19 protein-coding genes are annotated in these 21416 nt (G+C 39.0%); all 19 read left to right on the forward strand.

Going from position 1 to position 21416, the window contains the following annotated elements; genetic code table 11:
* The first annotated feature begins 15 nt into the window (after positions 1–15).
* The 19 genes from JW886_RS02570 (at position 16) to JW886_RS02660 (ending at position 21405) form a co-directional block, all read left to right on the forward strand.
* Positions 16–1122 carry a methionine ABC transporter ATP-binding protein gene (locus JW886_RS02570; protein WP_205872244.1) on the forward strand — a complete coding sequence of 369 codons (1107 nt, stop codon included), beginning with the start codon at positions 16–18 and terminating at the stop codon, positions 1120–1122.
* Positions 1122–1817, forward strand: coding sequence for a methionine ABC transporter permease (locus JW886_RS02575; protein ID WP_075524849.1), 696 nt, complete (start codon positions 1122–1124; stop codon positions 1815–1817). Before JW886_RS02570 ends, JW886_RS02575 begins: the two co-directional genes overlap by 1 nt.
* Before the next feature lie 46 nt (positions 1818–1863).
* Positions 1864–2412, forward strand: coding sequence for an ECF-type riboflavin transporter substrate-binding protein (locus tag JW886_RS02580; RefSeq protein WP_205872245.1), 549 nt, complete (start codon positions 1864–1866; stop codon positions 2410–2412).
* A gap of 93 nt (positions 2413–2505) precedes the next feature.
* A complete protein-coding gene (locus JW886_RS02585) occupies positions 2506–4203 on the forward strand; it encodes an ABC transporter ATP-binding protein (RefSeq protein ID WP_205872246.1) in 1698 nt (565 codons plus the stop codon).
* The gene (locus JW886_RS02590) at positions 4196–5017 is read left to right on the forward strand and encodes an energy-coupling factor transporter transmembrane component T family protein (RefSeq protein WP_205872247.1); all 822 of its coding nucleotides are present in this window, start codon (positions 4196–4198) and stop codon (positions 5015–5017) included. The genes JW886_RS02585 and JW886_RS02590 overlap by 8 nt, the downstream gene beginning before the upstream one ends.
* A 167-nt stretch (positions 5018–5184) precedes the next feature.
* On the forward strand, positions 5185–5478 hold the full coding sequence (locus tag JW886_RS02595) for a helix-turn-helix transcriptional regulator (RefSeq protein WP_075524846.1): 294 nt from the start codon (positions 5185–5187) through the stop codon (positions 5476–5478).
* Positions 5402–6181 (forward strand): ABC transporter ATP-binding protein, encoded by a 780-nt coding sequence (locus JW886_RS02600; RefSeq protein ID WP_205872248.1) that lies wholly within the window; start codon positions 5402–5404, stop codon positions 6179–6181. The genes JW886_RS02595 and JW886_RS02600 overlap by 77 nt, the downstream gene beginning before the upstream one ends.
* Complete coding sequence (locus JW886_RS02605; protein WP_075524844.1) at positions 6174–7124, forward strand: iron ABC transporter permease; 951 nt, start codon at positions 6174–6176, stop codon at positions 7122–7124. Before JW886_RS02600 ends, JW886_RS02605 begins: the two co-directional genes overlap by 8 nt.
* Entirely contained in the window at positions 7121–8059 is a 939-nt protein-coding gene (locus JW886_RS02610; RefSeq protein WP_205872249.1) for a FecCD family ABC transporter permease, read from the forward strand. The genes JW886_RS02605 and JW886_RS02610 overlap by 4 nt, the downstream gene beginning before the upstream one ends.
* Positions 8060–8142: 83 nt before the next feature.
* Entirely contained in the window at positions 8143–9084 is a 942-nt protein-coding gene (locus JW886_RS02615) for an iron-hydroxamate ABC transporter substrate-binding protein (protein ID WP_205872250.1), read from the forward strand.
* Between the two features lie 60 nt (positions 9085–9144).
* Complete coding sequence (locus JW886_RS02620) at positions 9145–10050, forward strand: LysR family transcriptional regulator (RefSeq protein ID WP_075524841.1); 906 nt, start codon at positions 9145–9147, stop codon at positions 10048–10050.
* Between the two features lie 176 nt (positions 10051–10226).
* Positions 10227–10928, forward strand: coding sequence for a phosphoglycerate mutase (locus JW886_RS02625; protein ID WP_075524840.1), 702 nt, complete (start codon positions 10227–10229; stop codon positions 10926–10928).
* Between the two features lie 205 nt (positions 10929–11133).
* Positions 11134–13290 (forward strand): penicillin-binding transpeptidase domain-containing protein, encoded by a 2157-nt coding sequence (locus JW886_RS02630; protein WP_205872251.1) that lies wholly within the window; start codon positions 11134–11136, stop codon positions 13288–13290.
* A 122-nt stretch (positions 13291–13412) separates the two neighbouring features.
* Complete coding sequence (recR, locus tag JW886_RS02635; RefSeq protein WP_075524838.1) at positions 13413–14009, forward strand: recombination mediator RecR; 597 nt, start codon at positions 13413–13415, stop codon at positions 14007–14009.
* A 136-nt stretch (positions 14010–14145) separates the two neighbouring features.
* The gene (locus JW886_RS02640) at positions 14146–15195 is read left to right on the forward strand and encodes a D-alanine--D-alanine ligase (RefSeq protein WP_200407047.1); all 1050 of its coding nucleotides are present in this window, start codon (positions 14146–14148) and stop codon (positions 15193–15195) included.
* A 110-nt stretch (positions 15196–15305) separates the two neighbouring features.
* Entirely contained in the window at positions 15306–16631 is a 1326-nt protein-coding gene (locus tag JW886_RS02645) for a UDP-N-acetylmuramoyl-tripeptide--D-alanyl-D-alanine ligase (RefSeq protein WP_205872252.1), read from the forward strand.
* A 167-nt stretch (positions 16632–16798) separates the two neighbouring features.
* The gene (locus JW886_RS02650) at positions 16799–18454 is read left to right on the forward strand and encodes a peptide ABC transporter substrate-binding protein (RefSeq protein ID WP_205872253.1); all 1656 of its coding nucleotides are present in this window, start codon (positions 16799–16801) and stop codon (positions 18452–18454) included.
* Positions 18455–18776: 322 nt separating this feature from the next.
* Positions 18777–20414: a peptide ABC transporter substrate-binding protein gene (locus JW886_RS02655; RefSeq protein ID WP_075524923.1), complete on the forward strand. Its 1638-nt coding sequence runs from the start codon at positions 18777–18779 to the stop codon at positions 20412–20414.
* A gap of 79 nt (positions 20415–20493) precedes the next feature.
* Positions 20494–21405 carry an ABC transporter permease gene (locus tag JW886_RS02660; RefSeq protein WP_075524834.1) on the forward strand — a complete coding sequence of 304 codons (912 nt, stop codon included), beginning with the start codon at positions 20494–20496 and terminating at the stop codon, positions 21403–21405.
* Positions 21406–21416: the final 11 nt, after the last annotated feature.

Consider the following 21416-nt stretch of genomic DNA (forward strand, 5'->3'; position numbering starts at 1 on the left):
TAAAGGAATGAAGAAATGACAGCAATAATTGAACTTAACAAGCTTTCTGTGCAATTTCATCAGAAAGGCCGGTTGATTACAGCGGTTAAAGATGCCACTTTGCATGTGGAAAAAGGAGATATTTATGGTGTGATTGGTTATTCTGGTGCGGGTAAATCGACCTTGGTTCGTACCATTAACCTCTTGCAAAAGCCGACCACTGGACAAATTGTCGTGAATGGAGAAACTATTTTTGATAGTGAACATCCCGTTAAATTTACAGGGCAGCGCCTCCGCGAATTTCGGCAAAAAATTGGGATGATTTTCCAACATTTTAATCTATTGAGTGAAAAAACAGTCTTTGATAATGTTGGCTTCGCGCTCCAACATACGCAAATCGAAGATAAAAATGGAAAAAAACGTTATCTGACCAAAGCAGAAAAGAAGGAAAAAGTAGCTCATTTGCTAGAACTTGTTGATTTAGCAGAGCTCTCGGACAAATATCCTGCTCAACTTTCAGGTGGTCAAAAACAGCGTGTGGCTATTGCGCGTGCGCTTGCTAATGATCCTGAAATTCTGATTTCAGATGAAGGGACCTCAGCGCTTGACCCCAAAACAACAAATCAAATTCTCGATTTACTCAAATCATTGCATGAAAAATTAGGTATTACGATTATTTTAATCACCCATGAAATGCAGGTAGTCAAAGAGATTGCAAACAAAGTTGCAGTGATGCAAAATGGGGTAATCATTGAACAAAATTCACTAATTGATATTTTTGCTCAACCTCAAGAAGCCTTGACAAAACAATTTATAGAAACGACAAGTTCGGTCAATCGCTTCATCGCCGGGCTCTCAAAAACAGAGTTGTTGGCGCAACTTGCTGAGGATGAAGAACTCATTCATTTGGACTATTCGGGTTCAGAACTAGCCGACCCTGTGATTTCTGACATCACCAAAAAATTTGATGTCACGACAAATATTTTTTATGGGAATGTTGAGTTATTACAAGGCCAACCTTTTGGTTCATTAGTTTTAACAATCAAAGGGACCGTGACACAGCGCAATGAAGCCAAAGCCTATTTGGCTGAACGTCAATTGAAATTTACAGTTTTAGGACCTATCGGAAAGGCGGTACAATAATGGCAGCATGGTTTGCACATACATTTCCTAATGTCGTTTATCTTGGATGGACGGGAGAAACGGGCTGGTGGACAGCGATTGTTCAAACGCTCTATATGACATTTATCTCGGCAATTATTGGTGGTTTGTTAGGATTGATTTTTGGGATTGGCGTAGTGGTCACTGCTGAAGATGGAATAACGCCTAATCGTCCCATATTTTGGATTTTGGATAAGATTGTGTCAATTGGACGCGCCTTTCCTTTCATTATCTTGCTTGCGGCAATTGCCCCCCTCACAAAACTATTAATTGGCACACAAATTGGGGCTACGGCGGCTTTAGTCCCTTTGGCACTGGGTGTTGCTCCCTTTTATGCCCGTCAAGTTCAAGCCTCACTAGAATCAGTAGATCATGGAAAAGTTGAAGCAGCTCAAACTGTTGGTGCTGATTTTCTTGATATTGTCTTTACGGTTTATCTTCGTGAAGAGTTGGCTAGTTTGATTCGTGTTTCAACTGTTACACTAATCTCTTTGATAGGATTGACCGCGATGGCTGGGGCAATCGGTGCTGGGGGTCTTGGTAATACAGCTATTGCCTACGGGTATAATCGTTTTGCCAATGATGTGACATGGGTAGCCACAATTTTAATCTTAGTGTTTGTGTTGATCGTTCAGTTGATTGGTGATTTGCTGGCGAAGAAGGCTTCACACCGCTAAAGTAAAGATAGATTTCACTCTTAAATGAAGAGTAAAAGGAGAAACAATGAAAAATAACTCTGTAAAAATTGTTGTTGCCACTGGGATTGGGGCTGCTTTGTTTGTGATTATTGGTTGGCTGATTAATATTCCTACACCCATTCCCAATACAAGTATTCAATTGCAATATGGGGTCCTTGCCCTATTTTCAGCCTTATTTGGCCCTTTAGCTGGTTTCTTGATTGGATTTATTGGTCATGCCCTTAAAGATTCATTTCTCTATGGTGCGCCTTGGTGGACTTGGGTTTTAGGCTCAGGTTTAATGGGCTTATTTCTAGCTTTTGGAGTTAAAAGAGAAACTTTGACTCAAGGAATTTTTGGAAATAAAGAAATCATTCGTTTTAATATTGTTCAATTTTTAGCCAATGTCGTAGTTTGGGGAATTATTGCGCCAATTGGAGATGTTTTAGTTTATAGTGAACCGGCAAATAAGGTCTTCACACAAGGAATTGTTGCTGGTTTAGTAAATGCATTGACTATTGCCGTAGCAGGGACTTTACTACTCAAACTCTATGCTGCTACCAGAACCAAATCTGGCTCACTCGATAAAGAATAAAAAGCACCGCCTATGCTAAAATAAAAGCAGCAAATATTTGCTGCTTTTGCGCTTGTATGAGTGCGAGGTGCATGGATAAAGAAAAGGATAAAAATGGAACCCTTAATTTCCTTCAAAGATTTTACATTTAAATATGATTTACAAAAAAATCCAACTTTAAAAAAGATAAATTTGGAAATATTTCCTGGGGAAAAAGTCCTGATTGTCGGTCCTTCTGGTTCAGGTAAATCAACGATTGGATCTTGTCTTAATGGGATTTTGCCTCATTTACATAAAGGAGAAACAAGTGGGGAACTCTCCATTGCTGGTTTACCTTTTGGGACTTCAATTGCTGAATTATCTGAAAAGGTGTCGACGATTTTACAAGATACTGATGGCCAGTTTATTGGGTTGAGCGTTGCTGAGGACATTGCTTTTGCTTTGGAAAATGATGGTCTGAATCATGATGAACTGGTCAGTAAAGTGGTCTATTGGTCAGACAAAACAGAAACAAATAAACTCTTGAATCATCGCCCCCAAGATTTGTCGGGCGGACAAAAGCAGCGGGTTTCTTTAGCTGGTGTTTTGATTGATGAATCGCCAATTTTACTTTTTGATGAACCTTTAGCCAATTTGGACCCGCAAACTTGCTTAGAAACAATGGCTTTGATTAAGGATATTCATGAAAATAATGAAGTCACGACGCTTATCATCGAACACCGAATCGAAGAAGTTTTACCGCTTGGCATTGATAAAATTGTCGTGGTCAACGACGGCGAAATTGTTGCAACTGGAAGTCCTGCTGAATTATTAAAAACAGAAATTTTTAATGAAAATTCATTACGCGAGCCCCTCTATCTCTCAGCATTAAAAGCTGCAAATGCTACAAAATTACTGACAGATTTTTCTGACCTAAAAAGTTTGGAAGTTCGGTCAGCAAAAAATTTACTGACAGATTTTTTAGACACTTATAAATTTACTGACAAGGCTGTCAGCAAAAATAATATTCTGTCAGTAAAAAATTTATCAGTAAATTTTGCTCAACATGAAGTTCTAAAAGGTATTAATTTAGAAGTTCAAGAAGGAGAAAAAATTTCAATTGTCGGGAAAAATGGAGTTGGTAAGTCGACCTTTGCCAATGCACTCTGTCATTTTGTTGAAGCGAGTGGCGAAATTTTATACCGAGGGCAATCGATTATGGCTGATTCTATTTCTGAACGCGCAGCAAAAATTGGTTATATTATGCAAAATCCAAATCTGATGATTTCGCAAAATATTGTCAGTGATGAGGTGGCAGCTGGTTTACGACTCCGTCATGTTGATGAAAAAATGATTCAAGATAAAGTTGAAGAAATTTTGAAAGTTTGTGGGCTTTATCCTTTTAGAAATTGGCCAATTTCTTCCTTGAGTTATGGTCAGAAAAAAAGAGTAACGATTGCTAGTATTTTAATACTAGAACCTGAAATTTTAGTCCTTGACGAGCCAACAGCTGCTCAGGATTTACAATCTTATCGGGAAATCATGGATTTTCTTGACGAACTTAACCGCCGTCTTCATTTAACAATGATTATGATTACACACGATATGTATTTAATTACAGAATATAGTGACCGGACCCTTGTTTTTGCTGACGGGAAAATTATTGCTGACAGCAGTCCTTATCAAATTTTAGAAAATGAAGCTTTTGTAAAAATGGGCAATTTAAGTCAACCCAGCCTTTATCAACTTGCCAGACAAACGGATACCAATCCCGTTTTACTGACAAAAGCGTTCATCAATTTTCAGAATCAGGAGCGATTAAAGCATGAATAATCAACTTAGTGTTCTAGGCTATCAAGCTGGAAATTCTTTTATTTACCAACTGAATGCAACAGCAAAACTCCTTTTCTTTCTATTAATTTCTATCAGTAGTATGGTGACTTATGATACGAGATATCTGGCTTTTGTTGCTTTATTTTCGGTAGTTTTATTTTATTTTTCTAAAATTCCTTTTTCATCAGTAAAAAGGGTTGCCCAATTTGCGGCAATTTTTGCGCTTTTAAATCTGGTTTTTGTATTTATTTTTGACCCTGGATATGGCGCGCGACTTTATGATTCAAAAACATTCCTTTGGGGACCTCTTAGTTTAGAAGAACTTTTTTACCTTTTTAATCTCGTCTTGAAGTATTTTTCAACCATTCCGCTCGCTTTACTCTTTATCTTAACTACTAATCCGAGCCAATTTGCCAGTAGTTTAAATAAAATTGGTCTGCCTTATCGTTCCTCCTATTCGGTTTCTTTAGCGCTGCGCTATATTCCTGATATGCAAGAAAAATTTTTAGCCATCCGTAATGCTGGACAGGCCAGAGGGATGGATTTATCAAAAAAAGTAGGCCTTTTTTCGCGAATAAAATTAAATGTTCAATTGTTACTCCCTTTAATTTTTTCCAGCTTAGAACAAATTGATACCATTTCTACAGCTATGGAGTTGAGACGATTTGGTAAAAAGAAGAAAAGAAGTTGGTATTCTTATCAACCTTTAAATGTTAGAGATTACTTGGTTCTCTTGCTTGCGCTTTTAGGAGTGGCGATGATTATTCTTCTCTTCTTTGTCAATCAGGGCCGATTTTTTAATCCATTTCATTAAGAAAAGCAGGTTTTCTGCTTTTTTTGATTACCTTGCAAAAATGAGTGGAAAATGGCATAATAGTCTTGTAAAAAACTTTTGACAAGCCAATTATTTGCAAAAGTAAATGAAATTTGAAACTGCTTTATAACGACTGAAAATAAAAAACTTAGATGAGAAGGGATAACATGGAAAATAAAATCCGCGAATTACGCCGTCAACTTCATCTTTCACAAGAGGATGTCGCTCATATCGCTCACGTCTCGCGGCAGACGATTAATGCGATTGAAAATGATAAATACGACCCCGAATTAACCCTAGCTTTTAAGCTAGCGCATACTTTGGGGACTACGGTGGATCAGCTCTTTAGCTATAAACCAACCGTTGTGAAGAGGAAAGAAAACGATGTATTTTGGTGCGAAAAATATCAATGTGTGCTATGGAAAAGAGCAGGTATTGAAAAACGTAACGCTGTCGATTGAAAAAGGTAAAACGACAGCTATACTGGGCATCAATGGCTCAGGGAAGTCTACACTATTAAAGGTGTTGGGGCGACTGATTAAAGGAGCAGGTGAGGTGGTTTTTAACGATCAACCTCTGACAAAACTCTCGCATCGCGAGATTGCGCGTGTTTTAGCCCTCCTACCACAGTCCGTAACAGCCCCAGCAGATATTACCGTCCAAGAACTTGTAAGCTTAGGACGCTTTCCCCATCAAAAGTTAATGCAACAACACTTATCAAAAGAAGATGAAGCTTTTGTTGAACTTTTGATGCGTGAAACGAATATCTGGGAAGTACGAGATCAAAAAGTAGCAACTCTATCAGGTGGTCAGCGTCAGCGCGTGTTTATCACGATGATTTTAGCACAAGATAGTGAGATTATTTTGTTGGATGAGCCAACGACTTATCTGGATCTAGTTCACCAACTTGATATTTTATGTCTACTCAAAGAGCTGGCAACCAAGCATCATAAGACTGTGGTGTATGTGATACATGATCTGAATCATGCTGCGCGGTTTGCGGACAACTTAATTCTTCTTAAAGCGGGGCGCGTTGTCGCTCAAGGGACCGTTGAGGCACTCTTTACAGAACAGACCCTCAAGGAATGCTTTGGCTTGGATGTGACTTTAGGATGTGATACGTTTACAAAAAGTTTGATGATTACTGGGGTGAGAGATGCCTAGAAAACGTTTTATGCTCATCTTTTTAGCCCTAGTTTTTTCTTTACTTTTTTTATCAGTCCTCTATTTGATGCTAGGAAATAAAAACGTTCCACTGACCGAGCTGTCAGCCAATGAAATGGTTTTACAGCTACGTGTCCCTAGGTTACTTAGCCTGTATTTGACAGGGTTTTTGCTGGCTATCAGTGGTTTTCTCGTTCAGATTATGACACGTAATCCTATTGCTGAGATGGCGACACTAGGGATTTCGGGTGGCTCAAGTCTTGCGCTATCGGTCTTGTTAACCTTTGGCTTATCAACAAATGATAGTGTTTCCACTCTTGTCTCCGCTCTAGGTGCTTTTTTAGCGCTATGCATCGTTATGCTCTTAACTGCACGGACGCACTTTCAGCCACTCAAAGTTGTCTTAGTCGGAACCTCAGTAGGTCTTTTTGCTACTAGTTTAGCTAGTTCACTTACGTTTGCCACGCATCATACCCAGTCTTATTTTTTGTGGATTGTGGGCTCGTTTTCAGGAGTGACACAAATGAAGGTAGAACTGATGGCGGTTGTCAGTGTGATTTTTTTGCTGTTACTTTTTCTATTTTCAAATCAAATCAAATTGCTCACATTTGGAGATGAAATGGCGACTTCACTTGGTGTTTCCGTCAATCGTGTCCGTTTGATTATTATGCTTTTGGTCGCTCTTGCATCAGGGGTGACTGTGGCAGCGGTAGGTGTCATCAGTTTTGTCGGGCTAATCGCTCCGCATATTGCTAAGCGCTTTGTACGAAATAACTTTTGGCAAACCATTGTTTTATCTGTTTTGGCAGGATGTTTACTCCTTGTAATGGCAGACCTTGCAGCGCGAAATTTGTTTAAACCTTACGAATTTCCTGCAGGAAGCCTGACAATGCTTCTGGGCGCTCCTTTCTTTTTGTGGATCATCACGAAGGAGGCCAAATGAAAAAACGATTTTTAGCCCTTATTGGTGTGTTGGTGCTGCTTATAGTCATCAATCTCACCCAGTTTTCAACAAATGGTCAAATTTTAGCGCTTTTAATTCCAAATTTTCGCTTACCACGTTTACTGACAGTGCTGTCAGCTGGGATTGCCTTATCTATCGCGGGTTTTATCATTCAATCCATCACGGAAAATCCCTTAGCGGATAGTGGAACAATTGGGATTACTTCCGGTGCTTCAGCAGGTAGTGTGGCATTTTTGCTCATTGCGGATCATTTTAAACTCACCGGGACATGGAATTTTTCTTATCCGATATTTGCCCTCCTTGGGGCCCTCCTTGCTTTTGCCTTAATCTACTTTTTTGCGCTTCGTAAAAATGTCAGCTCTGTGCGAGTTTTATTGACGGGGATTGCCATTACGGCTTTTTTCCAAGCATTGATAACCCTAGGACAATTATCAGTCAATGCCTTTGATTTTCAAAAGGTGGCGGTATGGTTATCGGGTGATATATGGCAAACAGGCAGTACTTATTTGCTAATTTGCTTCATTTTATTGCTGATAGGCCTGTCAGTACTCCCCTTTTATTTCAAAAAAATGGAAATTCTTGCGCTTGGCGAAGAAATGGCAGTTGTTTTGGGAATAGAAGTAAAGAAGACAAAGATTCAGCTTTATTTTCTGGCCCTCCTTTTTGCTTCTGTAGGGGTACTTTTAGTGGGTGGTCTTGCTTTTGTAGGTCTAATTGCACCTCATATTGCACGCGAAATTGTAGGCTTTCGGCCGCGACGTAGATTGGTGGCTACCGCTTTATCAGGTATGATTATTCTTTGTTTTGCCGATGTGGTCTCACAGATGATCATTGCGCCTTCAAGCCTTCCTTTAGGCTTTGTTGTTGCCTTTATAGGTGCCCCGTACTATATTTATCTCATCCAAAAAGTTTAAGAAATCAATTTGTTAAGGACAAATTGTTTATAAAAATAAAAAGCTTGCTTTCATCAAGCTCATTATATATAGAGGAGAAACTCTTGAAGAAAATACTTACAACACTTATCGCTGCTGGAGCTCTAGTTACCTTAGCTGCTTGTTCCACAAATTCTTCATCAGAAAAATCAGCTTCATCGGAGAAAACCGTCACCTTCCATGCGTTAAATGGAGATGTTAAGGTTCCTGCTCATCCTAAGCGAATTGCAGTGCAAAATTATCCTGATGAAGTAGCTTCTTTGGGAGCAAATGTTGTCGGAACCGACTCATGGGCTTACCCAAATACCTTTCTCTCTTCGAGCCAGAAGAAAAATATGGTGGATCTCGGTGCTCCAAAGTTCAATTTGGAGAAATTAATTGCGCAAGATCCTGACCTTATCATTACCGTAGATAAAGATCAAGTTGCTGATTACGAAAAGATTGCTCCTACTGTCCTTGTCAATTATCAAAAACTTTCTGGTATGAATGCCTCCCTTGATTATTTTGCTAAATTGTTAAATCGTGAAGACGAAAAAGCTAGTTTTTTAGCTGATTTCAAGAAAGAAGCCAAGATGCAGAAAGAAAAATTGGCCAAGCAGGCTATTGTGCCTTCGAAAAACACCATTTCGCTTCTGGAGCTACAAGGCGATAAAATTTATGCCTTTGGCGATAATTTTGCTCGGGGTGGACAGGCGCTGACAACAGGTCTCGGCTTCAAGCAATCTACTAAAATGGCAGAACTCTCAAAAGGGGTTGGCTATGCTGAAGTCAATGCAGAAAGTTTAGCAGCCTTTGATGCGGACTACCTTTTTGTGGATTTTGCAGATAAAGATAAAGCTCAATATACGGCGCTTGAAAATAATCCTGCTTGGAAAAACTTAAAAGCCGTAAAAGAGGGGCATGTCGTTACAATGGACTATGATAAAGTCTATTTCTTTGGAGGGCCAACAGCGGCTAAAAAGGAAATGGCACTCTATACAGACGCTATCATCAAAGCTACAAAATAAGTTGAAAAAGTGTATAATCATCCTATACACTTTTTTTGTAAAAAACTAAGGATTTATGATATGAATATTAAACAACTTCGTTACGTCGTGGCGATTGCTAACAGTGGGACTTTTCGTGAAGCTTCTGAACAACTTTTTGTCAGTCAGCCTTCTATGTCAATTGCTGTAAAGGATTTGGAACAAGAATTAGGCTTTCAAATTTTCGAACGGACTAATACTGGTGCAACCTTGACCATCGAGGGAGAACGGTTTTATGAACAAGCACAAACCGTTTTGCGAAACTTTGAATCATTTGAATCAAAGTATTCCAAACCTAAAGAATCTGACAAAACATTCTCTGTAGCTAGTCAGCACTATGATTTTTTGGCACCTGTAGCAGTAGAATTCGCAAAGAAAAATCCTGAAATTAAAAACTTTCGTATTTTTGAATCTACCACCTACAATATTTTACAAGAAGTTGCCCAAGGGCATAGTGAGTTGGGCGTGGTTTACCTTAATAAGCAAAATCGCTCGGGGATTTTACGGATGTTAAATAAGCTGGAGCTTGACTATGAGGAGATTTTTCTCTCCCAAACGCATATTTATATCCGCAAGGATCACCCTTTGGCCAATCGGACAGCTATTTCAGCCCAAGATTTAAAACCACTAGACCGTGTGCGTTTTACTCAAGAAAATGAACAATTCTTGTATTATTCGGAAGACTTGGTCGAGACCTTTGAAAATACTTTAATTTACAATGTGACGGACCGCGCGAGTCTAAATGGGATTTTGGAACGGACAGATGCCTATGCGACAGGTTTGGGATTTATTGATAAAGCCAGTGTACACAATGTTACCGTGGTGCCAATGGCAGGAGATAACGGCAATAGCCTAATTCTTGTGAAACATCGGGGTCATCTTTTATCAAACGCTGCTGTTTCTTATAAGCGCAGTCTTGAAGTCTATTTTGAAAATTATAAGTTTTAAATAGGAAAAAATTTACTGACAGCTTCGTCAGTAAATTTTTTAAACAAAAACCTAGTAATAAAAAGGCTTACATAAAATTAGAGCTAGAAAAAAAGCAAATTTTATAGTAAAATTAACTTTGTAAATGAACGAACTTGTTTTCGTTCAAGTAAATAAAACAAACGGAGATACATATAATGCCAAAATTAGTATTTGCACGTCATGGTGAATCTGAATGGAATCTTGCTAACCTTTTCACAGGTTGGGCTGACGTAGATCTTTCAGAAAACGGAACAAAACAAGCGATTGAAGCTGGTAAATTGATTAAAGAAGCAGGCATCGAATTTGATATTGCTTACACATCTGTTTTGAAACGTGCGATCAAAACAACAAACCTTGCGCTTGAATACTCAGACCAACTTTGGGTACCAGTTGTTAAATCATGGCGCTTGAACGAACGTCACTACGGTGGTTTGACAGGTTTGAATAAAGCGGATGCTGCAGCGAAACATGGCGATGAACAAGTTCATATCTGGCGTCGTTCATATGATGTATTGCCACCTGCAATGGATCATGACGACCAATATTCAGCACATGGCGATCGTCGTTATGCTGGACTTGAAGATTCATTGATTCCTGATGCTGAAAACCTTAAAGTTACCTTGGAACGCGCTCTTCCTTTCTGGGAAGACCAAATCGCTCCAGCATTGAAAGAAGGCAAAAACGTCTTCGTTGGTGCGCATGGTAATTCAATCCGTGCCCTTGTTAAACAAATCAAAAAATTGTCTGATGACGAAATTATGGATGTTGAAATCCCTAACTTCCCACCACTTGTGTTTGAATTTGATGATAATTTGAATGTTACTGACGAATACTACTTGGCACCAAAACAAGCTTAATAAATAAGTATTAAACCTGCTCAAAAAGCAGGTTTTTTTATTTTAATTCCCTTCTTGTTAGTCATTTTGCTTGCGAAAACATCAAGACTTGATTAAACTGGAAGTAATCAGAAATTATAAGGAAAAGTTTTCATAAATGTGGTAAAATGTTTAAGTATAAAATTTGTGGGTGAATTACTCGCAAAAAATCATCCATGGAGTTGAAATGGCAAATATAAAAAGAAACACTGAGAAGAAAACACCAAGTAAAAAGGCCACACCTAAAGAAAAAAAAGTCATGAGACATCCTGCAAAATCTATTCCAGCACGAGTAAATATCCTATTTTTCGTCATTTTTGTCTTGTTCATGGTTTTGATTGGGAAACTTTTTCATATGCAAGTCTTAAATGCAGATTACTATGCAGAGAAATCTGTGAGTTCAGGTGGAAATGTCCAGATTGTTCAAGGAGCACCTCGCGGAAATATTTATGATGCGAATGGTAAACCACTAGCAACGACGACGCCTGTTCAGGCTGTAGAATTTACCCGTAGCCAAAATGCCACTGCGAGTGAAATGCGTCAAGTTGCAGACAAGCTTGCTACAATTTTACCAAACACAATTGATGTCGGTACTTTGACAACAAGAGATAAAAAAGACTATTACTTAGCGGATGCTAAAAATCTTGAAAAAATTTCAGAGAGTCTGACTAAAAAAGAAAAGACTGATGATCAAGGTAATGATCTATCTGGGACAGATATTTATAATGTTGAGTTAAGTAAAGTCAAAGAAAGTGATTTAAACTTCACAGAAGAACAAACCTTTGCAGCTAAGTTGTTTAAGGAAATGAATAGTACAACGACCTTTAATACCACGATGATTGCAACAGGAAGTATTACTGCGGAACAACAGGCGACGATTGCTGAGCATGAGAGTGATCTCCCTGGCATTACCATTGGAACATCGTGGGATCGTAGCTATGCGGAAAACTCATTGACACCGATCATGGGGACGATAACTTCTCAAAAAGCGGGGGTGCCAGCCGAAGAATTGGATGCCTATCTCAAAAAAGGCTACCAACGTAATGACCGCGTAGGTACTGGCTTTATCGAAAAAGGCTACGAAAGTGAACTTCAAGGGACACACAGTATCAGTAAAGTACAGTTTGATAAGAACGGTGACGTTTCTGGAACTAAAACTATTCAAGAAGGAAAACGTGGCAACGACCTCAAGTTAACGGTTGATCTGGATTTCCAAAACGATGTTAATAATCTTGTAAAATCTCAATTGGATGAACTCATCGCGGGTGGGTATGGAGCCTATAATAGAGGTGCTTATGCTGTTGTATTAGATGTGAAAACGGGAGGAATCTTAGCACTGTCTGGCTACAGTCGAGATCCGGATACTGGTGCAATCAGCGAGTACACTAACGGGACCTTCCAGAGTGTCTTTACGCCAGGTTCTGTCGTTAAAATGGGGACATTGACTGCAGCTTGGGATGCGGGTGTGATTTCAGGAAACGACACACTTAACGCTCAATCCATCAAATTTAAAGGGACACCAGCGATTAACGACTGGTGGGGAGATGCTGGTGCTATGCCACTGACAGCTGTGCAAGCATTGCAGTACTCATCAAATACTTACATGATGCAGTTGGCAATGCGTATGATGGGTGCACCTTATACGCAAGCTGGTCAAGCTTTAGATGATAGTAATCGAGTTAAAGCTTACGAAGAATTGCGTAAGGCATATGCTTCTTATGGTCTAGGAGCAGCGACAGGGCTTGATATTCCAGGAGAATCAACAGGTTACCTGCCTTCAGCCACTTCGGATGCAGCTGCTGGGGTAAATGTCTTGTTTGAATCTTTTGGTCAGTATGATAACTATACTCCTCTTCAATTAGCAGTTTATGCGGCTACAATAGCGAATAATGGAACTCGGATTTCTCCTCATATTGTGGAAGGTGTTTATGATAGTAATTCTGACGGTACAATGGGTAAATTGGTAAAAAATATTACACCTAAAATCATGGATAAAGTCAATATCACCCCAGATAATATGGATGTTCTTCACCAAGGGATGTATCAAGTTGTCCATGGTACAGATGGTTACACCACAGGTCGCTCCATGAATAACGGTGTTGATGTTGAAGTCTCTGGGAAGACGGGTACATCAGAACGTGAAGTGACCTTAGCTGATGGTTCAACAGCAATCCTAACAGCAAATAATGCTGTGGCTTATGCGCCATCAAGCAACCCGCAAATTGCAATAAGTGTGGTCATCCCTGACAATACTGAAGCCAACGCTTCTAGCGGAACTAAAGCAAATCAAAATATCGTAGCTGGTATCACGAAGTTATACCAAGATCGCTACCACTTTAAATAAGTGTAAATAATAAGATCATCCGAACAATTTTGTATTGTTCGGATATCGTTTCCTTTGCGAGTAATCACGAGGGGAGGTTCCCCATTTGTGAAGCTCATAACTTAATCCATAAAAGGAGAAGCATGTATTATCCAGAACCTATAGCGAAGTTGATCGAATCTTTTTCAAAATTACCAGGTATTGGGCAGAAAACAGCCACTCGGTTGGCTTTTTATACAATTGGCATGGAAGATCAAGAGGTCAATGAATTTGCTAAAAATCTTCTGTCAGCAAAACGTGATCTGCGCTTTTGTTCGATATGTGGAAATTTGACTGAAAAAGATCCCTGTGCAATCTGTACTGATCCGATGCGGGATAAAACGACCATTTTAGTTGTGGAAGAATCCAAAGATGTTTTGGCTATGGAAAAAATCCGTGAATACCGTGGCCTGTATCACGTTTTACACGGAACGATTAGTCCAATGAATGGAATCTCACCAGATGAAATTAATGTCAAAAGCTTGATAACACGACTAATGGATTCGGAGGTTTCTGAAATTATCATCGCCACAAATGCCACCTCAGATGGTGAGGCAACCGCGATGTATCTAGCACGGATGATTAAACCCGCAGGCATAAAAGTGACACGATTAGCGCGAGGTCTAGCGGTAGGCTCTGATATCGAATACGCTGATGAAATCACTCTATCCAAAGCTGTAGAAAATAGAATGGAAATTTAATATTTACTGTGGTAAAATGGAAAAATAAGTAAGGGTCTTTTAAAAGTGATGATTGGCCAAGCAAATGGTTCATCAACCCTTGAGAAAGGCTTCAGATTTACTGACAGAGCTGTCAGTTATATAAAAAGGAAAAATTATGTCAAAAGAAACGTTGATTTTGTTGTATGGTGGTCGTTCAGCTGAACGCGAAGTGTCAGTCTTATCTGCCGAATCTGTAATGCGTGCGGTAAATTATGAGCGCTTTGTAGTTAAGACTTACTTTATTACTCAAGCAGGTGACTTCGTTAAAACGCAAGAATTTACTGAAACGCCAGCCGCCGATGAAAAATTAATGACCAATGACAGCCTTAAAGATGAAGCAGTCATTTCGCCTGCGGCAATCTATGAAAAAGGGGCCATCGTCTTTCCTGTTTTACATGGACCAATGGGTGAGGACGGCTCAATTCAAGGCTTCTTGGAAATTTTGCGTTTGGCATATGTTGGACCGAATATTTTATCTGCAGCTAGTACAATGGATAAACTCTTGGCTAAGCATGTGTTCGAAGCTGTTGGTGTGCCTCAGGTCCCTTATGTGGCAGCTTTTGCTGACGAAAATCAAGCAATGATTTGTGAAGAAGTAGTAAAAAAATTACAATTTCCTGTTTTTGTAAAACCAGCCAACATGGGGTCAAGTGTGGGCATTTCAAAAGTTGACGACCTCGTAAGTTTACAACCCGCTTTGATGGAAGCCTACAAATATGACAACCGAGTAGTGATTGAACAAGGTGTAGAAGCACGTGAAATCGAGTGTGCCGTATTGGGAAATGGTGGAGAAGTTTCTGCGACGCAACCAGGTGAAGTAGTCAAAGATGTTGCGTTTTATGACTATAATTCTAAGTATATTGATAATAAAATTCAAATGGACATCCCAGCAAAAATCTCTGCCGAATTGTCAGAAAAAATGCAAGCTTATGCTGTAAAGGCATATAAAGCTGTCAATGGTACAGGCTTATCACGCTGTGATTTCTTTGTCACCAAAGAAGAAAATATTTATCTCAATGAAATTAATGCTATCCCTGGATTCACCCAGTGGTCAATGTATCCGTTACTTTGGGAAAATATGGGGCTGACTTATTCTGAGCTGATTGAAAAATTAGTGGATTTGGCCAAATCAGCCTTTGAGATTCGTGAGCAACACTTAGTTTAATAAAAAGGTTTAAAAGGCTGCTGACCGAGCGGTCAGTAATGATTGATGTAAGTTTGTCAACGAGTGTTGGCGGGCTTTTTTTGTCTCAAACGTGTTATAATGGAGACACTATGAAACTGACTACTCACGAAATTGCCCAAGTAATTAACGCGCAAAATGACTACACCCAACTGCCAGATGTGCCTCTTCACAAAATAGAGTTTGATAGCCGTCTTATTGAGGCGGGTGATCTCTTTTTGCCTCTACAAGGTGCCAGAGATGGCCATGATTTTATCTCCACTGCTTTTGAAAAGGGGGCGCAGCTGACTTTTTCAGAAAAAACGGTGCCTGAGCCTCATCTTTTGGTTGAGGATAATTTGAAAGCTTTTCAAAAATTAGCCAAATATTATCTGGAAAAAACAAAAGTTCCAGTTATTGCAGTGACCGGTTCAAATGGAAAAACAACAACAAAAGATATGATTGCCTCTGTTTTAGCTCAAGACTTCATGACCTACAAAACTCAAGGAAATCACAATAATGAGATAGGTTTGCCCTACACTATTTTGCACATGCCTGAAGCAACTGAAAAGCTTGTTTTAGAGATGGGGATGGATCATCCAGGTGACATTGATTTTCTGTCTCAACTTGCCCAACCAGAACTTGCAGTGATTACCTTAATTGGTGAAGCTCACCTCGAATTTATGGGAAGTAGAGAAAACATTGCAAAAGGGAAGATGGGAATCACGGCTGGTTTGCATGGTGAATTAATTGCGCCAGCAGATCCAATCATTAACGCTTATATCCCGGAAAACCAAAAAATTACACGTTTTGGTGTTTCAGGGGAGGAGCTTTATCTTACGAAATTAATTGAACATAAAGATCGTCTGACCTTTGAAACAAATTTCCTCAACACCGAAATCACTATCCCAGTGCCTGGAAAATACAATGCTACCAATGCGATGCTAGCTGCTTACGTTGGTCAGCATTATGGGATTAGTGAGGCAAAGATTAAAAGTGCACTGGAGAACGTTAATCTCACAAGAAATCGTACCGAATGGAAGAAAGCGAAAAATGGCGCTGACTTACTTAGTGACGTCTATAACGCTAACCCTACAGCCATGCGACTTATTCTAGAAACCTTTCAAAGTATTCCTAAAAATGAAAAAGGGCGTAAAATTGCAGTTTTAGCAGATATGTTAGAGCTTGGACCAACTGCTCCAGAGCTTCATAAAGGCCTTCTGGACACTTTAGATTTTACAAAACTGGATCGGGTTTATTTGTATGGTCCGCTGATGAAAAATCTTGCAGACAGCGCTACTGACCAACCTGTCAGCTACTTCTCGTCGTTGCCAGACTTAGAAAAAGCCTTACTTGAGGAAATTGAACCTCAGGATCAAGTCCTTTTTAAAGGGTCTAATAGCATGAAGCTGTCAGCGATTGTTGATAAACTTGTTTAAAAGTATAAAAAACTACTGACCGACCTGTCAGTAGTTTTTTTTACGCGAAATTATCAGAAAATACAGTATAATTATTGACAATTGAAAAAGAAGAGGGTATAATATTCCCACAGTTAAATTTTCAGAAAAATGAGAAAACTACTGTGAGAAATTTGAGGAGAAACGATATGAAAAAAGGACAAACTATTGGATTAACCACGGTTGCTTTGCTCACCACACTTGTGCTTGTGGCTTGCGGAAGTTCAAAAGAGAGCCAAGATAAAACGATTAAATTCTCGATTCCAACCGATGTGGCTTCACTTGATTCAACGATCCTGACAGATCAATATTCTTACACCATTGCTGGAAATGTAGAAGAAGGTTTGACCCGCGTAGATGCTAAAGGAGATGCTGCATTAGCACTGGCTAAAGCTATTGATGTCTCTAAAGACGGCTTGACCTATAAGATTACATTGCGTGATCATCTGAAGTGGTCAAACGGTGATAAGCTAACTGCTAAAGATTTTGTTTACGCTTGGCAGCGTGCTGTTAATCCAAAAACAGGTTCAGAATATGCCTACCTGCTAGGTGCTCTTTCAAATGCAAATGAGATTATCGCAGGAAAAGCCACAGTAGATAAACTTGGTGTAAAAGCAGATAGTGAAACAAGCCTTACGGTCACGTTAGCCCAACCCACCCCATATTTTAAATTCTTGCTCTCACAAGCAGTTTATTATCCTTTAGATGAAAAAGTTGTCGAAAAATATGGCAAACAATACGGAACTTCTTCGGATAAAACGGTTTACAATGGTCCCTATATGTTTAAATCTGACAAAGGATGGACGGGGACAAACAAAACTTTTTCAATTTATGCCAATCCCAATTATTATGACAAAGGTTCCGTAAAGTCTAAACAAATTGACTTCCAAGTTATCAGTAATGCTAATACGGGAGCACAACTTTACAAACAAGGTAAATTGGACTTCACTTTCCTTCCTACCACGGATTTGATTGATGCGAATGAAAAGACCAAGGGCTATACTGTCTTTAAACAAGCCCGTACCGATTATATTGAATACAATCAATCAGGAAAAAATGCATCAAGTCCCGAAGCTCAAAAAGCGCTTGCTAATCAAAATATTCGAGAAGCGCTTAATTTAGCCACAAATCGCGAAGGGGTAATCAAAACAGCACTGCCTGGCTCTACTGTTGCCAAAAGCTTTACACCGGCAGGAATGAGTAAGACTTCAACAGGTGAAGATTTTGCGACTTACGCAAAGCAAGCGTATACCTATGATCCAGCCAAAGCAAAAACCTTATGGGAAAAAGGTCTCAAAGCAGTTGGTTTAACCAAGCTCACACTGAACTTTGAAGCGGCTGGGGATTTAGCACCTTCACAAGCTACTGCCAATTATCTGCAAACTGCCTACGAGCAAACCCTACCAGGACTAAAAGTGAATTTGAAGTTAGTGCCTTTTAAACAACGTTTAAATGATGCGCAAAATGGTAACTTTGATTTAGTTCTATCGGGTTGGGGAGGAGATTATGCTGAACCCTCGACTTTCTTGCAACTCTTTACGACAGGGCAATCTTACAATGATGGTAAATTCTCAAGTAAAGATTATGATGCTGCATTTAAGGCAGCTACAACGACACCAGATGTTTTAAGTCCAGCTAAAGTTGATGAGCATTATAAAGCAGCAGAAGCGGCACTTTATCAAGGCTCATATGTTAACCCAGTAGATTTTCAGGCTAATCCTGCACTGATGAATCCCAAGATTAAAGGTTTAGAATTCCACTCCACAGGATTATCTTACGATCTAAAAACGGCCTATCTCAAATAGAAACTCAAAAAGATAAGTTTTCAGAAAATTTATCTTTTTTATTGACAATTAAGTTAAGAATAAGTATAATACTTTTATAAAGAATTTTCAGAAAATAATGTTCAGCGATGAAAATTCAATATACATTTCAAAAAGTAAACGGTTGATATTTAAGTTTGTGAAATATTTCCGCTATAAAATATTTAAATGTTAAATTTTTGGAATATATATTCATTATACTTTACATTTTAGTTTGAATTAAGTATAATACCAATATAATAAATTTTCTGACAATAATAAAAATTACAAACGTCAGAGATCATTCATGAAAGAGGGAAATGACATGAAGACTTGGAAAAAGGTTACCTTAGGTACAGTAGCATTCGGCTCTGCCGCAGTGCTTGCAGCTTGTGGCAGTAATAACGCTAGTTCATCATCATCTTCTAAAGATATTCAATGGAACTTGACATCACCAATCCAAACACTGGATTCATCGTTGGCTACCGATACATATTCAAATATTATCATCGGTAATACAAATGCCGGTTTGACACGTACAGATAAAGATGGTAAGGCGCAACCAGAACTTGCAAAATCAGTTGATGTATCTGACGATGGCCTCACCTATACTTTCCATCTTCGTGACGGTTTGAAATGGTCAAATGGGGATGCACTTACTGCAAAAGATTTTGTTTACTCATGGCAACGTGCAGTTGATCCTGCAACAGCATCTGAGTATGGTTATCTTCTTGGAGCAGTGAAAAATGCTAATGAGATTAACACAGGTAAAGCTGATAAATCAACTTTGGGTGTTAAAGCAACTGATGACAAAACACTTGTTGTTACATTGGCACAACCAACCCCTTACTTTGAATACCTGACAGCCAATTCTGTTTATTACCCACTCAACCAAAAAGTTGTTGAAAAATATGGTAAACAATATGGAACATCTTCAGAAAAGATGGTTTACTCAGGTCCTTACAAGTTTGAAAAATCAAAAGGTTGGAACGGTTCAAACCAAACTTTCTCAATTGTGAAAAATGATGATTATTGGGACAAGAGTGCTGTGAAGACGAAAGAAATTGACTTCCAAGTGGTTCAAGATCCTAAAACCTCTTATAATTTATATAAACAAGGCAAAATTGCTCAAACGGGTATTGGTGATCCAGACCTCTACAAAGCAAATAAAGATAACAAAGATGTTGTTTCTTTGAAAGAAGCGACGACAGCTTACGTACAATACAACCAATCGGGTAAAAATAAAGCACTTGCAAATAAAAATATCCGTGAAGCCTTCAATTTAGCGACAGACCGTCAACAATATGTCGATACTGTAACGCCAGCTTCGAACCCAGCAACAGGTTTGACTCCAGCTGGAATGGCTCAAACAAATACAGGTGAAGACTTCGCAGAATATGCCGCACAACCATATAAATATGATGCAGCAGCAGCTAAAGAAGCATGGGAAAAAGGTCTAAAAGAAATCGGTGCAACTAAAGTAACATTGACATTGACAACTGATGATACTTCAGCATCTAAAGATTCAGCAACTTTCCTTAAACAAGCGTGGGAAAAACAACTTCCTGGTTTGACACTCAATATCAAGTCAGTACCGTTCAAACAACGTTTGAATGATTCTACGACAGGAAACTTTGACATGGTTATCTCACTTTGGGGTGGCGACTATGCTGAACCTTCAACATTCCTTGATTTGTTTGTTAAAGATGGGCCAAATAATAATGGTAAGATTAATAATGTAACATATGATAATGCCATTAAAGCAGCTGAAACTACAGATGCCCTTGACCCTGCAAAACACTATGCAGACTACAAAGCGGCTGAAGAAGCGCTCTACAATGAATCAAATCTCAATCCACTTTACTTCCGTACAACACCAGTTCTGCGTGATGCTAATCTTAAAGGACTCGTATACGGATCAACTGGTTTGAACTATGATTTCAAAGCAGCTTATCTCAAATAATAGCAAAGATTTAGAGCAAGAAAGTTAGGATTGGCAGATTGCCAACCCTATCTTTTCGCTTAGATTAGGAAATTTTTTTATGGTTAAATATATTCTTAAACGTTTGGGACTCTTGCTTCTCACATTGTTCTTGATTGTGACGTTAACGTTCTTTATGATGCAGGTCATGCCGGGTACTCCGTTCTCCAATCCAAAGCTGACTCCGGATCAGTTAGAAATTTTGAAACATGCTTATGGCTTAGATAAGCCATTATGGCAACAATACTTCATTTATATTGGTCATATGTTTACTGGAAATTTTGGTACTTCATTTGTGTATACCAATCAACCAGTTCTTACTATGATTGCTCAACGCCTCCCTGTTTCTATGCAGCTTGGTGTCCAGGCTTTAATTGTTGGTACAATCTTGGGAGCTTTCATGGGGAAAGCTTCTGCCCGTCGTAAAAATGGTGTTTTAGATGGTATCTTCGGGTTCGTTTCTGTGCTTGGTATCTCTGTTCCTTCTTTTGTAATTGGTACATTAATTTTGCTTTACTTTGGCTTTAATATGAATTTATTTCCAATTTCAGGATGGGGAAGTTTTTCACAGACGATCATGCCTACTTTGGCACTTTCCTTTGCCCCAATGGCCGTTGTAACGCGTTTTGTACGCTCAGAAATGATTGAATCACTCTCCTCAGATTACATTTTGTTGGCGCGTGCCAAAGGACTATCTGAGAAAGAGGTAGTTAACAAACACGCTTTACGTAATTCTTTAATCCCTATGTTGACTTTGATTGGCCCTATGGCAGCGAACCTATTGACAGGTTCAGTTTTGATTGAAAAAATCTTTTCAATCCCTGGAATTGGTTCTCAGTTTGTAGATTCAATCCCAGCCAAAGATTTCCCAGTCATCATGGCAACTACTATTGTTTATGCGGTTATCTTAATGGTGTTTATCTTAGTTACGGATATTCTCACAGCCATTGTAGATCCACGAGTACGTCTCTAGAAAGGGTTTGA

Source organism: Lactococcus taiwanensis (genome assembly GCF_017068355.1).
In the GTDB taxonomy this organism is placed as follows: Bacteria; Bacillota; Bacilli; order Lactobacillales; family Streptococcaceae; genus Lactococcus; species Lactococcus taiwanensis.

Excerpts from the sequence above, each read along its gene's own strand:
- JW886_RS02570 (WP_205872244.1), top strand. The coding sequence starts at position 16 with ATGACAGCAATAATTGAACTTAACAAGCTTTCTGTGCAATTTCATCAG.
- JW886_RS02575 (WP_075524849.1), top strand. The coding sequence starts at position 1,122 with ATGGCAGCATGGTTTGCACATACATTTCCTAATGTCGTTTATCTTGGA.
- JW886_RS02580 (WP_205872245.1), top strand. The coding sequence starts at position 1,864 with ATGAAAAATAACTCTGTAAAAATTGTTGTTGCCACTGGGATTGGGGCT.
- JW886_RS02585 (WP_205872246.1), top strand. The coding sequence starts at position 2,506 with ATGGAACCCTTAATTTCCTTCAAAGATTTTACATTTAAATATGATTTA.
- JW886_RS02590 (WP_205872247.1), top strand. The coding sequence starts at position 4,196 with ATGAATAATCAACTTAGTGTTCTAGGCTATCAAGCTGGAAATTCTTTT.
- JW886_RS02595 (WP_075524846.1), top strand. The coding sequence starts at position 5,185 with ATGGAAAATAAAATCCGCGAATTACGCCGTCAACTTCATCTTTCACAA.
- JW886_RS02600 (WP_205872248.1), top strand. The coding sequence starts at position 5,402 with ATGTATTTTGGTGCGAAAAATATCAATGTGTGCTATGGAAAAGAGCAG.
- JW886_RS02605 (WP_075524844.1), top strand. The coding sequence starts at position 6,174 with ATGCCTAGAAAACGTTTTATGCTCATCTTTTTAGCCCTAGTTTTTTCT.
- JW886_RS02610 (WP_205872249.1), top strand. The coding sequence starts at position 7,121 with ATGAAAAAACGATTTTTAGCCCTTATTGGTGTGTTGGTGCTGCTTATA.
- JW886_RS02620 (WP_075524841.1), top strand. The coding sequence starts at position 9,145 with ATGAATATTAAACAACTTCGTTACGTCGTGGCGATTGCTAACAGTGGG.
- JW886_RS02625 (WP_075524840.1), top strand. The coding sequence starts at position 10,227 with ATGCCAAAATTAGTATTTGCACGTCATGGTGAATCTGAATGGAATCTT.
- JW886_RS02630 (WP_205872251.1), top strand. The coding sequence starts at position 11,134 with ATGGCAAATATAAAAAGAAACACTGAGAAGAAAACACCAAGTAAAAAG.
- recR (WP_075524838.1), top strand. The coding sequence starts at position 13,413 with ATGTATTATCCAGAACCTATAGCGAAGTTGATCGAATCTTTTTCAAAA.
- JW886_RS02640 (WP_200407047.1), top strand. The coding sequence starts at position 14,146 with ATGTCAAAAGAAACGTTGATTTTGTTGTATGGTGGTCGTTCAGCTGAA.
- JW886_RS02645 (WP_205872252.1), top strand. The coding sequence starts at position 15,306 with ATGAAACTGACTACTCACGAAATTGCCCAAGTAATTAACGCGCAAAAT.
- JW886_RS02650 (WP_205872253.1), top strand. The coding sequence starts at position 16,799 with ATGAAAAAAGGACAAACTATTGGATTAACCACGGTTGCTTTGCTCACC.
- JW886_RS02655 (WP_075524923.1), top strand. The coding sequence starts at position 18,777 with ATGAAGACTTGGAAAAAGGTTACCTTAGGTACAGTAGCATTCGGCTCT.
- JW886_RS02660 (WP_075524834.1), top strand. The coding sequence starts at position 20,494 with ATGGTTAAATATATTCTTAAACGTTTGGGACTCTTGCTTCTCACATTG.